The 13,667-nt window shown below is 59.3% G+C and carries 9 protein-coding genes; 4 read left to right on the forward strand and 5 right to left on the reverse strand.

Annotated features, from left to right (window positions below; translation table 11 throughout):
• Positions 1-2: 2 nt before the first annotated feature.
• A complete protein-coding gene (lexA, locus tag AB4P91_RS14760; protein ID WP_395603070.1) occupies positions 3-611 on the reverse strand; it encodes a transcriptional repressor LexA in 609 nt (202 codons plus the stop codon).
• A gap of 229 nt (positions 612-840) precedes the next feature.
• Here lexA and AB4P91_RS14765 point away from each other — a divergent pair, with 229 nt between their 5' ends.
• From AB4P91_RS14765 to AB4P91_RS14775, 3 genes are all read left to right on the forward strand, one after another.
• Complete coding sequence (locus AB4P91_RS14765; RefSeq protein ID WP_042560164.1) at positions 841-1,548, forward strand: TetR/AcrR family transcriptional regulator; 708 nt, start codon at positions 841-843, stop codon at positions 1,546-1,548.
• A gap of 158 nt (positions 1,549-1,706) precedes the next feature.
• A complete protein-coding gene (gene nagZ, locus AB4P91_RS14770; protein ID WP_395603071.1) occupies positions 1,707-2,717 on the forward strand; it encodes a beta-N-acetylhexosaminidase in 1,011 nt (336 codons plus the stop codon).
• A gap of 12 nt (positions 2,718-2,729) precedes the next feature.
• The gene (locus tag AB4P91_RS14775; protein ID WP_261736050.1) at positions 2,730-3,467 is read left to right on the forward strand and encodes an S-methyl-5'-thioinosine phosphorylase; all 738 of its coding nucleotides are present in this window, start codon (positions 2,730-2,732) and stop codon (positions 3,465-3,467) included.
• A 140-nt stretch (positions 3,468-3,607) separates the two neighbouring features.
• Here the strand turns inward: AB4P91_RS14775 and AB4P91_RS14780 are convergent, their stop codons facing one another.
• The 3 genes from AB4P91_RS14780 to mfd are packed head-to-tail and all read right to left on the reverse strand — an operon-like array spanning position 3,608 to position 10,336.
• Entirely contained in the window at positions 3,608-6,298 is a 2,691-nt protein-coding gene (locus AB4P91_RS14780) for a DEAD/DEAH box helicase (RefSeq protein ID WP_395603072.1), read from the reverse strand.
• 11 nt (positions 6,299-6,309) lie between these two features.
• Positions 6,310-6,876, reverse strand: a complete 567-nt coding sequence (locus AB4P91_RS14785; protein WP_395603073.1) for a CsiV family protein — start codon at positions 6,874-6,876, stop codon at positions 6,310-6,312.
• A 10-nt stretch (positions 6,877-6,886) separates the two neighbouring features.
• Entirely contained in the window at positions 6,887-10,336 is a 3,450-nt protein-coding gene (gene mfd, locus AB4P91_RS14790; RefSeq protein WP_150598236.1) for a transcription-repair coupling factor, read from the reverse strand.
• Positions 10,337-10,690: 354 nt separating this feature from the next.
• Between mfd and AB4P91_RS14795 the strand changes: the two genes are divergently transcribed.
• A complete protein-coding gene (locus AB4P91_RS14795) occupies positions 10,691-12,154 on the forward strand; it encodes a glyceraldehyde-3-phosphate dehydrogenase (RefSeq protein ID WP_042560158.1) in 1,464 nt (487 codons plus the stop codon).
• 172 nt (positions 12,155-12,326) lie between these two features.
• On the opposite strand, the gene AB4P91_RS14800 is transcribed toward AB4P91_RS14795, so the two are convergent.
• A complete protein-coding gene (locus tag AB4P91_RS14800) occupies positions 12,327-13,625 on the reverse strand; it encodes an MFS transporter (RefSeq protein WP_395603074.1) in 1,299 nt (432 codons plus the stop codon).
• Positions 13,626-13,667 lie beyond the last annotated feature (42 nt).

Here is a 13,667-nt window from a genome sequence, read left to right on the forward strand (position 1 = left end):
CTTTAGCGGCGGATTACGCCGACACTCAAGCCTTCGATCACCAGGTCCTGATCTTTCAGGTCAACTTCGATAGGGGCGAACTCGGGGTTTTCAGCCATCAGCCAGACCTTGCTGCCTTCGCGCTTGAAGCGTTTCACGGTCACTTCATCGCCGATGCGAGCAACCACGACTTGGCCATTACGCGCTTCGCGGGTGGTGTGAACCGCCAGAAGGTCACCGTCGAAAATACCGATGTCCTTCATGCTCATGCCATGCACGCGCAGCAGATAGTCCGCACGTGGGTGGAAGAATGCTGGATTGATATTGCAGGACTCTTCAATGTGCTGCTGGGCAAGGATTGGCGCGCCGGCAGCCACCCGGCCGATGATTGGCAGGGTAGAGTCGTCGGCCTTGGCTTCGAAGCCAGGGATGCGAATACCGCGAGAGGCGCCGGGCGTCATCTCGATGGCGCCCTTGCGGGCTAGCGCCTTGAGGTGTTCTTCCGCCGCGTTGGGCGACTTGAACCCTAATTCCTGAGCGATTTCCGCGCGGGTTGGCGGATAGCCATTGTCTTCGAGGCAACGTTTGATAAAGGCCAGAATCTCGGCTTGGCGTGGCGTCAGCTTTAGCATATTGATCGCTCTGTTTTTTTATACAGTGACTGGGATTATATACAGTGAAGCGGTCTTGGCAATGCCCGTTTTTTTGCAAGCCGCCAGACGGTCAGTGGACGTGCTTATTAATGCGTCGTCCTTGTGTGGTTAAATAGCTGACTGACCATTCCCAAAACGAACCGACAGGCTTGACAAGACACAGGCTGAAACGTATGTTTCAAACAAGTGTTTGTCAGGCGGAGTAGCCATGGCCCAGTCGGAAACCGTTGAACGCATTCTTGATGCTGCCGAGCAGTTGTTCGCGGAGAAAGGTTTCGCTGAAACCTCATTGCGTTTGATCACCAGCAAGGCTTGCGTCAACCTGGCTGCGGTCAACTATCATTTCGGCTCCAAGAAAGCGCTGATTCAGGCGGTGTTCTCGCGCTTCCTAGGGCCTTTCTGCGCCAGTCTCGATAAAGAGCTGGAGCGCCGTCAGGCCAAACCTGAAAACAAGCCGACCCTCGAAGAGCTGCTGGAAATCCTCGTCGAACAAGCCCTCGTGGTGCAGCCTCGCAGCGGTAACGACCTGTCGATCTTCATGCGTCTGCTCGGCCTCGCGTTCAGCCAGAGCCAGGGTCACTTGCGCCGTTACCTGGAAGACATGTACGGCAAGGTGTTCCGTCGCTACATGCTGCTGGTCAACGAAGCGGCACCTAACATTCCCCCGATTGAATTGTTCTGGCGCGTGCACTTCATGCTCGGTGCCGCTGCATTCAGCATGTCCGGCATCAAGGCGTTGCGCGCGATTGCCGAGACGGATTTCGGCGTCAATACCTCCATCGAGCAGGTCATGCGCCTGATGGTGCCATTCCTCGCGGCGGGTATGCGCGCTGATACCGGCGTCACCGACGCTGCCATGGCCACTGCGCAATTGCGCCCGCGCAGCAAATCAACGCCGGTGGCCGCCAAGGTTTAACCGCGCACGGGTGGGCGCGGCAGCTTGTATCCGCTAAGCTAGCCGCCCATGCCGACTCTCGTTCTGAATCCGTTCTCCATCGATATCGCCGACCCGCCGGGCACTGCCCTCGGGGGCGATGTCATGCGGATCGGGTTTTTCGTTTTCAAGGAATCTCTATGACTGCTGGCCTGCAAGGCTCGTTGATGGTGGACGTCGCCGGTACCTGGCTGACGGCTGAAGATCGCCAATTGTTGCGTCAGCCTGAAGTGGGTGGCCTGATCATTTTTGCCCGCAATATCGAGCACCCGCGCCAGGTGCGTGAGCTCAGCGCGGCGATCCGTGCGATTCGCCCGGACTTGCTGCTGGCGGTGGATCAGGAGGGCGGTCGCGTGCAGCGTTTGCGTCAAGGCTTCGTGCGTCTGCCGGCCATGCGCGCCATCGCCGACAATCTGAATGCCGAATACCTGGCTGAGCAATGTGGCTGGATCATGGCGACCGAAGTGCTGGCCGTCGGCCTCGACCTGAGCTTCGCCCCAGTACTGGATCTCGATTACCAGCGCAGCGCGGTGGTTGGCACTCGTTCGTTTGAGGGTGATCCCGAGCGTGCCGCGTTGCTCGCTGGCGCCTTCATCCGGGGCATGAACAGCGCCGGAATGGCCGCCACTGGCAAGCATTTCCCCGGTCACGGCTGGGCTGAAGCCGACTCCCACTTTGCGATTCCCAACGACGAGCGCAGCCTTGACGAGATCCGCGCCAACGACCTCGTGCCTTTTGCCAAACTGAGCAAACAACTGGCCGCGGTCATGCCGGCGCACGTCATTTATCCGCAAGTCGATTCGCAGCCTGCCGGCTTCTCTCGGCGCTGGTTGCAAGACATCCTGCGAGGCGAGTTGCATTTCGACGGCGTGATTTTCAGCGACGATCTGTCGATGGCCGGCGCCCACGTGGTCGGCGACGCGGCCAGTCGTATCGAAGCCGCACTCTCTGCCGGGTGCGACATGGGCCTGGTGTGCAATGACCGCGCCGCTGCCGAATTGGCCCTGAGTGCTGCGCAGCGCATGAAGGTTAAACCGTCTGCGCGTATCGCACGTATGCGCGGTCAGGCGTCTGCCAGCACCGACTACCGTCAGGATCCACGCTGGCTGCAAGCCATCGGGGCACTCAAAGACGCCCAACTGATCGACTAAGGATTTTTCGTTATGACGGTTTACGCAATCATCGGTGGCACCGGCCTGACCCAGCTTGAGGGCTTGAGTATTCGCCAGTCTCTGGCAGTGGACACGCCCTATGGAGCGCCTTCGGCCGACGTGCAGATTGGCGAATATGCCGGCAAGGAAGTGCTGTTCCTCGCGCGTCACGGGCACCCGCATCGCTTTCCACCGCACAAGGTCAACTACCGCGCCAACCTTTGGGCGCTGAAGCAGGCCGGTGCCGAGGCGATCATCGCGGTCAACGCCGTGGGTGGCATTCATCCTGCGATGGGGACGGGGCATTTCTGCGTGCCGCATCAAATCGTCGACTACACCAGCGGGCGCGAACACACCTATTTCGCCGATGACCTGGAACAGGTCACTCATATCGATTTCAGCTTTCCATACAGCGAGCCGTTGCGTCAGCAATTGATTGCGGCTGTGGCTGCCGAGGGTTGCGAGTACAGCGATCAGGGAGTTTATGCCTGCACGCAGGGACCACGTCTGGAAACCGTGGCCGAAATCGTGCGTCTGGAGCGTGATGGCTGCGACATCGTCGGCATGACCGGTATGCCGGAAGCGGCGTTGGCACGTGAGCTGGATCTGGATTACGCGTGTCTGGCGCTGGTGGTGAACCCGGCGGCGGGCAAGACCACGCAAGTGATCACCATGGCCGAGATCGAACAGGCGTTGCATGCCGGCATGGGCAAGGTGAAATCGACGTTGGCGCGGGTGCTCAAGGGCTGATCAGGCCTGTACCGAGTTGGCTCCATCGCTGGCAAGCCAGCTCCCACAGGTTTTTGTATTGTTCACAAAATAGTGTTCAATCCCAAATCACTGTGGCAGCTGGCTTGCCAGCGATAGCGATCTAACAGACGACAAAGGTCTCAGCGTTTGTCGAGCTTGTCCGGCAACGGCGCAAACAACGCTTCAATATCGTCATTCTGCAACTTCCAGTCCCCAGCCTTGCGCCCATCCAGCACGCCCGCTGCTAGATCAGACTTCTCTTTCTGCAAGTGCTGAATCTTCTCTTCCACCGTGCCCCGGGCAATCATCTTGTAGACGAACACCGGTTTCTCCTGGCCGATCCGATAGGCGCGGTCGGTCGCCTGATTTTCGGTCGCGGGGTTCCACCACGGGTCGTAGTGAATCACCGTATCCGCTTCGGTCAGGTTCAGGCCAACGCCACCGGCCTTCAGGCTGATCAGAAAGATCTGACGATTGCCGCTCTGGAATTCCTTCACCGGTGTGCGCCGGTCGCGGGTCTGGCCGGTCAGAAGTGCGTAGGAGATTTTACGTTTCTTCAGTTCGTCCTCGATCAGTGACAGCATCGAGGTGAACTGCGAAAACAGCAAAATCCGCCGACCTTCTTCGAACAGCTCTTCGAGCATTTCCATCAGGCTGTCGAGCTTGCCGGAAGTGCTGCCGCGGGCGGGCAGGGTGGCGCCATTGACCAGGCGCAAATCACAGCAAACCTGACGCAGCTTGAGCAACGCTTCAAGAATGATGATCTGGCTGCGCGCCACGCCTTTGCGGGTGATCTCGTCGCGGACTTTTTTGTCCATGGCCAAGCGCATGGTTTCGTACACGTCGCGCTGCGCTTCGTTGAGATCGACCCAGTGAATGATTTCAGTTTTGGGCGGCAACTCGGTGGCCACCTGTTCCTTGGTGCGGCGCAACAGAAACGGTTTTATCCGACCATTGAGGTGCTGAAGTCTGACCTCGCTGCCGCGTTTTTCGATCGGCACACGGTAGTCGGCGTTGAAGCTTTTGACGTCGCCTAGCCAGCCCGGCAGCAGGAAATGGAACAGCGACCACAGCTCGCCCAGGTGGTTTTCCAGCGGCGTACCGCTCAGGCACAGGCGCTGACGCGCATTCAACTCACGCGCCGCTTGCGCCGCTTTGCTGTTGGGGTTCTTGATGTACTGCGCCTCGTCCAGCACCAAGACATGCAAAGGCTGTTGCACCAGACGTTCGATGTCCTTGGGCAGCAGCGCGTAGGTAGTGAGGATCAGGTCGAAGTCAGCCAGATTGTCGAAGTGCTTTTTGCGACTGGCGCCATAAAGCGCGAGCACTTTCAGTTGCGGCGTGAAATGCGCCGCCTCATCGAGCCAGTTCGGGATCAGGCTGGTAGGCATCACTACCATGCACGGGCGATCCAGGCGTCCGGCGATTTTCTCGCTGAGAATATGCGCCAGCGTCTGTAGGGTTTTACCCAAACCCATGTCGTCCGCGAGTATCCCGCCGACTTCCAGTTGCCGCAGCGACTGCATCCAGCTTAAGCCTTCGAGTTGGTAAGGACGCAATGTGGCGTTCAGGCCTGCGGGGGCCTCGATGCTGAAATCACGAATGTCGCGCAAGCGTTGAGCAAACGTGCGGATCTGCTCGCCGCCCTCCCACAGCAGCGGCAGGCCCTCCAGCGAATTAAGGCGCGTGGCGTCAGCCTTGCTCAGGCGCAGGGTGGTTTCGCCAGGTTCCTGCAAATAAAACTCGCCGAGCGTGGCCAGCACCGGTTTCAGCCGGCCCAGCGGCAACGCCACCTGCAACGGCCCATGCTCGAGGTTGCGCTGTGGAATGTTGACCAGAATCAGCTCGTCGTCACGGCGCCGCGCGAGGCGCTCCGGATTGAGGATTTCCGCGTGCGAGCGCATCAGGTTGAGCAGGATTGGCAGCAAACTGAGGCGCTCACCATTGACGATGATCCCCAGCTCGAGATCAAACCAGTCGCGCTCCGGCGCCTGTTCAACCGTGGCGTACCAGTCATCCACGGCGGTCAGGTCGAAGCCGAACTCTTCGTCGATCTGCAATTCCCAGCCTTGGGTGCGCAGCTTTGGCAGTTCGTTGAGGGTAAAGGTCAGCCAGGCGCTGTCATTGACCATTTCATACAGTTCGCCAGCGCTTTCCGGCAAGGCTTTGCTCTGCCGGGTGGCGATACGGAAGCCGAGGATTCTTAACTGTTCGCGGTAGGACTGTTCGACTTCCGGGTGACGTTTTATCCGCAACGTCTGGTTTTCCTGGCGGATCAGGATGTCGCTGTTTTTCTGCCCGCTGACGTATTCGTCCAGATAGCTGAACGACAACGCCGCGCGATGCTGAATGTAGCGCTGCATCTTGCCGTTACGCGGTTCAAATGCACTGAACTCGACGCTGGCCAGCCACAGGCGAGGCATTGGTTGAACGTTGTCGACCAACACTTGCGGAGGTGCCTTCGGGCCACGGTTTTCCAGCACGGCCTGGAGTTTTTCCAGCAGCTCGGCGTCTTTTGCGGCAGCGGGGTATTCGAGAGTCTCCTGGATTTTCAGCAGCACCGCAGCGCAATGCTTGCAGTTGCTGCGAACCGGGCAGGTGCACGCGGCATCGACCAACAGCAAAGTGCCTTTGGCTGACTCGCGCAGGTGAATGGTCTGACGGTAGACGTTACCGCCAGAGCCTTCGCAACTGGCGGTAATGGTCGCGTCGCCGACCTGGGCGATGCGTACCCGGTTTTCCAGGGCGTAGCGGCGACCACGCTCCAGGCTCTGTTCCTTGAATCGGCTGACCCAGGAGGGTGCCAACGGTTTACTCAGGGGCGGGGACATAAGGACTTCGATCAGTCCGGAACGACTTCAGGCGCTTCCCGTGGCGCAGGCGCGGTCAGGGAAGTGATCTTGATCAGCAGGGCCAGATGGCCGTTATCGAGATAATTGAGCTGGCCGTTTTTGGTGTGGCTGTCCTGTTTCAGGCGCTCACTGGCAGTGACCAGGCCATTGGCGTCGATCTGATTGACCCAGAAATCCGCAGCCACGTCGGTGAAGCGCCCGAGTTTCATCTCAAGCGTACCCTCGATCGGGAACTGACCGAATTGCTCGTTGCCTTCGCTGACCGCGACTTTTGCCGGTGATTCACCGAGGGTTTGCTGCCAGGCCTTGTGCATCAACACGCTGTACTCGCCGCTGGCGGTGAGTTTGGTTACGACGTCGTTCAGCGCCGGCGTACGTTTGCTGTCGTCGCCCAAACGCTGGGCGCCCGCGGCCCAGTCTTCCGGCGCGGCGCGGCTGACAATCGCCGGCACAGCGTTCTGGCGCACCAGAATCATTTCGACCTGATACAGGTCAGCGGCAAACGCCGAAGGTGCTACCAAGGTGAGTAGCAAAGTCAGTGAACGAAACAGGCGCATGCGGCGTCCTTCAAGCAGTTTTCGGGATAAGGCGCTCAAACAGCGCCTCTACAGTATTAAAGCGCTCATCCGGGCGCTCCATCGGCACCTGGAACTTGAACATCGTGGCACCTTCGAATTTGTAGCGTTTTGGCTGGCTCTGAATCAGTTTGATCAGGGTCATCGGATCGACTGGGGTCTGCGCTTCAAACTCAATGCGTCCACCCTGCGGTCCACCGTCGACCTTCTTGATGCCCAGCTTTTCGGCCTGCAACTTCAGCGCCGTGATGCGCACCAGATTCTTGGTCGGCTCCGGCAGCAGGCCGAAACGATCGATCATCTCGACTTGCAGATCCTTCAAACCTTCCTCGTCGGTGGCCGACGCGATGCGCTTGTACAGGATCAGGCGGGCGTGGACGTCCGGCAAATAGTCTTCCGGAATCAATGCAGGTACCCGCAGATTGACTTCCGGGCCACCGCCAAGCGGTTGATCGAGGTTCGGTTGCTCGCCCTTGCGGATCGATTTCACCGCGCGCTCAAGCATTTCCATATACAGCGTGAAACCCACGGCTTGAATCTGGCCACTCTGGCCATCGCCGAGCAGTTCGCCGGCGCCACGGATTTCCAGGTCGTTGGTGGCCAGCACGAAACCGGCACCGAGGTCCTGGGTGTTGGCAATCGCCTCCAGACGCTTTTCCGCGTCCGAAGTGATCTGCTGGCGCGGCGGCGTCAGCAGATAAGCATAAGCCTGGTGGTGACTGCGACCGACACGGCCGCGCAGCTGGTGCAGTTGCGCCAGGCCGAACTTGTCGGCGCGCTCAATGATGATGGTGTTGGCGCTCGGTACGTCGATACCGGTCTCGATGATGGTCGAGGCAATCAGCACGTTGAAACGCTTGTGATAGAAGTCGCTCATCACCTGTTCAAGTTCGCGCTCGCGCATCTGCCCGTGGCCGATGGCGATCCGTGCTTCCGGCACCAGTTCGGCCAGATCGGCGGCGCACTTCTCGATGGTTTTCACATCGTTGTGCAGGTAATAAACCTGTCCGCCACGCAGCAGTTCGCGGAGCAGGGCCTCTTTGACCGTGCTCTTGTTCTGCTCCATAACGAAGGTGCGCACCGACAGGCGTCGCGCCGGCGGTGTGGCAATGATCGACAGGTCGCGCATGCCCGACACCGCCATGTTCAGCGTGCGCGGAATCGGTGTGGCCGTCAGGGTCAGAATGTCGACTTCGCTGCGCAAGGCCTTGAGCTGTTCTTTCTGACGCACACCAAAACGGTGCTCTTCGTCGATGATTACCAGCCCGAGGTTTTTGATTTTCACGTCGTCGGACAGCAATTTGTGCGTGCCGATGACGATGTCGATCTTGCCTTCCGCCAGATCGGCAATCGCCGCGTTCACTTCCTTGGCGGACTTGAAGCGGCTCATCACTTCCACGCTCACTGGCCAGTCGGCGAAGCGGTCGCGGAAGCTGTTGTAATGCTGCTGGGCGAGCAGGGTGGTCGGCACCAGAATCGCAACCTGGCGGCCGCCGTGCACAGCGATGAACGCTGCTCGCATGGCCACTTCGGTCTTGCCGAAACCCACGTCACCGCAGACCAGGCGATCCATCGGTTTCGGCGCGAGCATGTCGGCGCGTACTGCTTCGATGGTGGTTTGCTGGTCGGGCGTTTCTTCGAACGGGAAGCCGGCGCTGAATGTCGCATAGTCGGCTTTCGGATCGGCGAACGCATAACCTTCGCGAGCGGCGCGGCGGGCATAGATGTCGAGCAGTTCGGCGGCAACGTCGCGCACCTGTTCGGCCGCTTTGCGTTTGGCTTTCTGCCAGGTCTCGGAGCCGAGACGGTGCAGCGGGGCCAGTGCATCGTCGCTGCCGGTGTAGCGGGCGATCAAGTGCAGGTTGGCCACCGGCACGTAGAGCTTGGCGTTCTCGGCGTATTCGAGGGTGAGAAATTCGGCAGCCTGATCGTCGATCTCCAGAATCGTCAGCCCCAGGTAGCGGCCGACACCGTGATCGATGTGCACCACCGGCGCGCCTTCGCGCAGTTCGGTGAGGTTCTTGATCACCGCGTCGTGGTTGCCGTCGGCGCGCTTCTCGCGACGGCGGCGCTGCATGACTCGCTGACCGAACAGCGGGCTTTCGGCGACCAATGCCAGCGCCGGGTCGTCGAGCATGAGGCCTTCGTCGAGCGGCGCAATGGTGATCGCCAGACGATCTTTGCTCGCGACGAAATCCGGCCAGCTGTCGACCGTTTTCGGTCGCAGTTTCAGGCGTTCGAGCAACTCCAGCAGGACTTCGCGACGGCCCGCCGATTCGGCCGTGAACAGCACGCGTCCGGGGAATTCATCGAGGAAACCTGCCAGCGCTGCCAGCGGTTGCGTGGCCTTGGCTTCGATCGCCAGATTCGGCAGCGTTTGCGCCGGGAAGCGCTCGCGACCGGCACCGACTTCCACGTCCTGTTGACTGGCGACCACGCGCGGCCAGCTCTTGAGCCTGGCAAAGCAATCTTCCACCGGCAGGAACAATTCCGCCGGTGGCAATAAAGGACGAGCAGGATCGACGCGGCGTTCTTCATAACGATTGCGTACGTCGTTCCAGAAATTCTCCGCCGCTTGCTCGATGCCCGGCAGCGAGAACACTTGCGTGTCTTGGGGCAGGTAATCGAACAGGGTCGAGGTTTCGTCAAAGAACAGCGGCAAGTAGTACTCGATGCCGGCCGGTGTGATGCCGCTGCTCAAATCCTGAAAGATCGGGCAGCGCCGGAAATCAACATCAAAGCGTTCGCGGAAACGCGCCTTGAAGCGGGTGACCGCATCTTTCTGCAGCGGGAACTCACGGGCCGGCAGCAGCTTGACCGAATCGACCTTGTCGATGGAGCGCTGGTTTTCCGGATCGAAGGTGCGCAGGGTTTCGATTTCGTCGTCGAACAGGTCGATGCGATAGGGCAGTTTGCTGCCCATCGGGAACAAATCGATCAACGCGCCGCGCACGGTGAATTCGCCGTGCTCGTAGACGGTGTCTACATAGCGATAGCCGCTGGCTTCGAGTCGCGAGCGCATTTGCTCGACGTCGAGCTTCTGGCCGACATCCAGCACCAGGCTGCTGCCGAGCAGGAACTTGGTCGGCGCCAGACGATGCAGTGCTGTCGTGATCGGCACCACCAGCACGCCGTGCGCCAGTTCCGGCAACCTGTATAAGGCGGCAATGCGCTGGGAAATGATGTCCTGATGCGGCGAGAACAGGTCGTAGGGCAGGGTTTCCCAGTCGGGGAAATGCAGCACGGGCAAATCCGGGGCGAAGAAACTCAGCTCCTGTTCCAGCCGTTCGGCACTTTGGCTGTCGGCGGTCAGGAGCAGGGTGAAGCGCTTGGCAGCGCTGGCAGCCTCGGCAATCGCCAGGCTGAGGGCGGCACCGGGCAAATTGCCCCAATGCTGTTTACCTGCCGCAGCAGGGAGAAGCGGTAGACGCAGAACAGGCACGGAAGGTTGAGCTCCAGGCGTTGCGACAAAGTCGGTAATTGTAGCGGCGTCCGATGCTGCCTGTCAGTTGCAGACTGTGTCTATCTTCGATGTTTGGGTGAAATGTAGTGGTAACCATAAAAACCAGCACTTTTTTAGCGGTTATGTAGTGCCGAAACCGTGTGGTGTTTCGGAGGGTTACAGACATCGTCTAACAGTCGTCGAAAAATTGACTGTGCTGGAGGCCGCGTATTTACTGGGCTGGAGAAGGGCGTAATTTTTTTGAACGGAAATTTGTTAGCGTTTGTGCGACAAGCGCGCATTGCTACGAGAGGTTCTGAGCGGCATAATGTAGCCCCTTTTTTCTGCCCCTACATGTGGAAGGTTACCGTGACTCAGAAGCCCGACCAGTGTCTTGGTGAATGGATCGACCGTGAAGCACTCGCAGAAGCGATGATCCCGCTTATCGGTCAGCTCTACCGCAATAACAACGTGGTGAGCTCGATCTATGGCCGCAGCCTGATCAACCAGTCTGTCATCGCGATTCTCAAAGCTCACCGCTTTGCGCGCCACCGTTCTTCCGACGACAGCGAACTCTCCGTCCACGAAACATTCCCCCTGCTCAAAGCCATGAGCGAGCTCAAGCTCGGCGCGGCTTCGGTAGACCTGGGCAAGTTGGCGTTCAAATTCCGCAACGAAGGCAACGGCCGCAGCGCCGAGCAGTTCGTTCGTGAAGAAATGGCTGATGTGGTTGGCCAGCAAAACGCCTCGGCCCGCAAAGGCACTGACGTTGTGCTGTACGGCTTCGGTCGTATCGGTCGTCTGCTGGCGCGCATCCTGATCGAAAAAACCGGTGGTGGCGACGGTCTGCGTCTGCGTGCCATCGTCGTGCGTAAAGGCGCCGACAACGACCTGACCAAGCGCGCCAGCCTGCTGCGTCGCGATTCGGTCCATGGTTCGTTCAACGGCACCATCACCATCGACGAAGAAAACAACACCATCACCGCCAACGGTAACCTGATCCAGGTGATCTACGCGAAGAACCCGACTGAAGTGGATTACACCCAGTACGGCATCAAAGACGCGCTGCTGGTGGACAACACCGGTGTTTGGCGTGACGCTGATGGTCTGGGTCAACACCTGGCGTGCCCGGGTATCGACCGCGTTGTTCTGACCGCGCCTGGCAAAGGCAAGCTGAAGAACATCGTTCACGGCATCAACCACGGTGAAATTACCGCTGACGACAAGATCGTGTCTGCCGCTTCCTGCACCACCAACGCCATCGTGCCGGTGCTCAAGGCTGTGAATGACAAGTTCGGCATCATCAACGGTCACGTCGAAACCGTTCACTCGTACACCAACGACCAGAACCTGATCGACAACTTCCACAAGGGCGATCGCCGTGGCCGCAGCGCCGCGCTGAACATGGTCATCACCGAGACCGGTGCTGCCACCGCTGCTGCCAAGGCTCTGCCTGAGCTGGCCGGTAAGCTGACCGGTAACGCGATCCGTGTTCCAACGCCGAACGTGTCGATGGCCATTCTCAACCTCAACCTTGAGAAAGCCGCCACCCGTGAAGAGATGAATGAGTACCTGCGCTACATGGCGCTGCACTCCGATCTGCATAAGCAAATCGACTTCGTCAACTCGCAGGAAGTGGTTTCGACCGACTTCGTTGGCTCGCGCCACGCCGGTGTGGTCGACGCTGAAGCGACCATCACTCAGGATAACCGCGTTGTTCTGTACGTCTGGTACGACAACGAGTTCGGTTACAGCTGCCAGGTGGTTCGCGTGATGGAAGACATGGCCGGTGTAAACCCGCCAGCATTTCCGCGCTAAGCCTTAGCTGCACATGAAAACGCCCCGACTTAGGTCGGGGCGTTTTTTTATGCCTTGTAAATCTCTTTTGCCTGTACCGGCCTCATCGCTGGCAAGTCAGCTCCCACAGGGGGTTCGGGCGTGAATGCGATTGTGCAATCGCTCAAGAAACCTGTGGAGCGATGGCGTCCTGTCAGACGCGACCAACCACAGCCGCTTGCGCAGTGCTCAGTTCATGCCTGTTGCCACGGAACAACACCAGCGTCGCTATCAACCCCAATACAGCCGCACCACTGAGCCAGATGCCCGGCGCAGCCTTGTTGCCCAGCACATGAATCAGATAAGTGCACGCTGCCGGTGTAAAACCACCAAACGTTGCCGTCGCCAAGCTGTAGGCCAACGAGAACCCGGTCGTACGAACTTCCACCGGCATGATCTCCGTGAGCGCCACCACCATCGCGCCATTATAAGAGCCGTACAGGAACGACAGCCACAGCTCGACGATCAGCAGATGGCTGAAGCTCGGGTTTGCCACCAGCCACGACAGCGCCGGATAAGCCGTCAGAATCGCCAGAATTGTCGCCGCGAGCAGTAGGGGTTTACGTCCGACCTTGTCGGACACCGCGCCCATCACCGGCAACCAGAAGAAGTTCGAAAGACCGATGCAGACCGTCACCAGCAAGGCGTCCAGGTCCGACAGATGCAGTTCGGATTTGCCGAAAGTCGGGGTGTAGGCGGTGATCAGGTAGAACGACACGGTGGTCATCACCACCAGCGCCATGCCGGCGATGACCATGCCAAAGTTCTGACCGATCGAACGGACGATTTCGCGCAGGGTAGGGCGATGTTTACGCGCCTGGAATTCTGGGGTTTCTTCCAGCGAACGACGGATGACGAAGATCACCGGTACGATCATGCAGCCGATCAGAAACGGCACGCGCCAGCCCCATTCGCCCATTTCCTCCGGGCTTAGCCAGTGATTGAGGCCGACACCGAGCAGGCCGGCGAATACCACGGCCGCCTGTTGGCTGGCGGACTGCCAACTGACGAAGAAGCCCTTGCGGCCGGGGGTAGAGATTTCCGCCAGATACACCGACACGCCGCCCAGTTCCACGCCGGCCGAGAAGCCTTGCAGCAGGCGTCCGAACAGCACCAGCAACGGTGCGGCTACGCCAAGCGTTGCATAGCCGGGGACGCAGGCAATCAGCACAGTGCCGGCGGCCATCATCGCCAAGGTAATGATCAGGCCTTTGCGCCGGCCATGACGGTCGATGTAGGCACCGAGGAAAATCGCCCCTAATGGACGCATCAGGAAGCCGGCGCCGAATGTGGCCAGCGACAGCATCAGGGATGCAAAGGCGCTGTCAGCGGGGAAGAAGGTTTTGGCGATGGCCGTGGCGTAGAAGCCGTAGACCATGAAGTCGAACATTTCGAGGAAATTGCCGCTGACAACGCGAAAAATCGCTTTGCCGTTGCCCGTGGTCGAGGACATTTGCAGATTCTCACTATTGAATTTGTATGAAGGCGTTGCATC

The sequence above is a fragment of the Pseudomonas sp. B21128 genome (assembly GCF_044218865.1).
GTDB lineage: Bacteria > Pseudomonadota > Gammaproteobacteria > Pseudomonadales > Pseudomonadaceae > Aquipseudomonas > Aquipseudomonas iridis.

What these genes read in the sequence shown, in the direction of transcription:
- AB4P91_RS14800 (WP_395603074.1), bottom strand. Translation starts at nt 13,625, where the DNA reads ATGTCCTCGACCACGGGCAACGGCAAAGCGATTTTTCGCGTTGTCAGC.
- AB4P91_RS14765 (WP_042560164.1), top strand. Translation starts at nt 841, where the DNA reads ATGGCCCAGTCGGAAACCGTTGAACGCATTCTTGATGCTGCCGAGCAG.
- nagZ (WP_395603071.1), top strand. Translation starts at nt 1,707, where the DNA reads ATGACTGCTGGCCTGCAAGGCTCGTTGATGGTGGACGTCGCCGGTACC.
- lexA (WP_395603070.1), bottom strand. Translation starts at nt 611, where the DNA reads ATGCTAAAGCTGACGCCACGCCAAGCCGAGATTCTGGCCTTTATCAAA.
- AB4P91_RS14785 (WP_395603073.1), bottom strand. Translation starts at nt 6,876, where the DNA reads ATGCGCCTGTTTCGTTCACTGACTTTGCTACTCACCTTGGTAGCACCT.
- AB4P91_RS14795 (WP_042560158.1), top strand. Translation starts at nt 10,691, where the DNA reads ATGTGGAAGGTTACCGTGACTCAGAAGCCCGACCAGTGTCTTGGTGAA.
- AB4P91_RS14780 (WP_395603072.1), bottom strand. Translation starts at nt 6,298, where the DNA reads ATGTCCCCGCCCCTGAGTAAACCGTTGGCACCCTCCTGGGTCAGCCGA.
- AB4P91_RS14775 (WP_261736050.1), top strand. Translation starts at nt 2,730, where the DNA reads ATGACGGTTTACGCAATCATCGGTGGCACCGGCCTGACCCAGCTTGAG.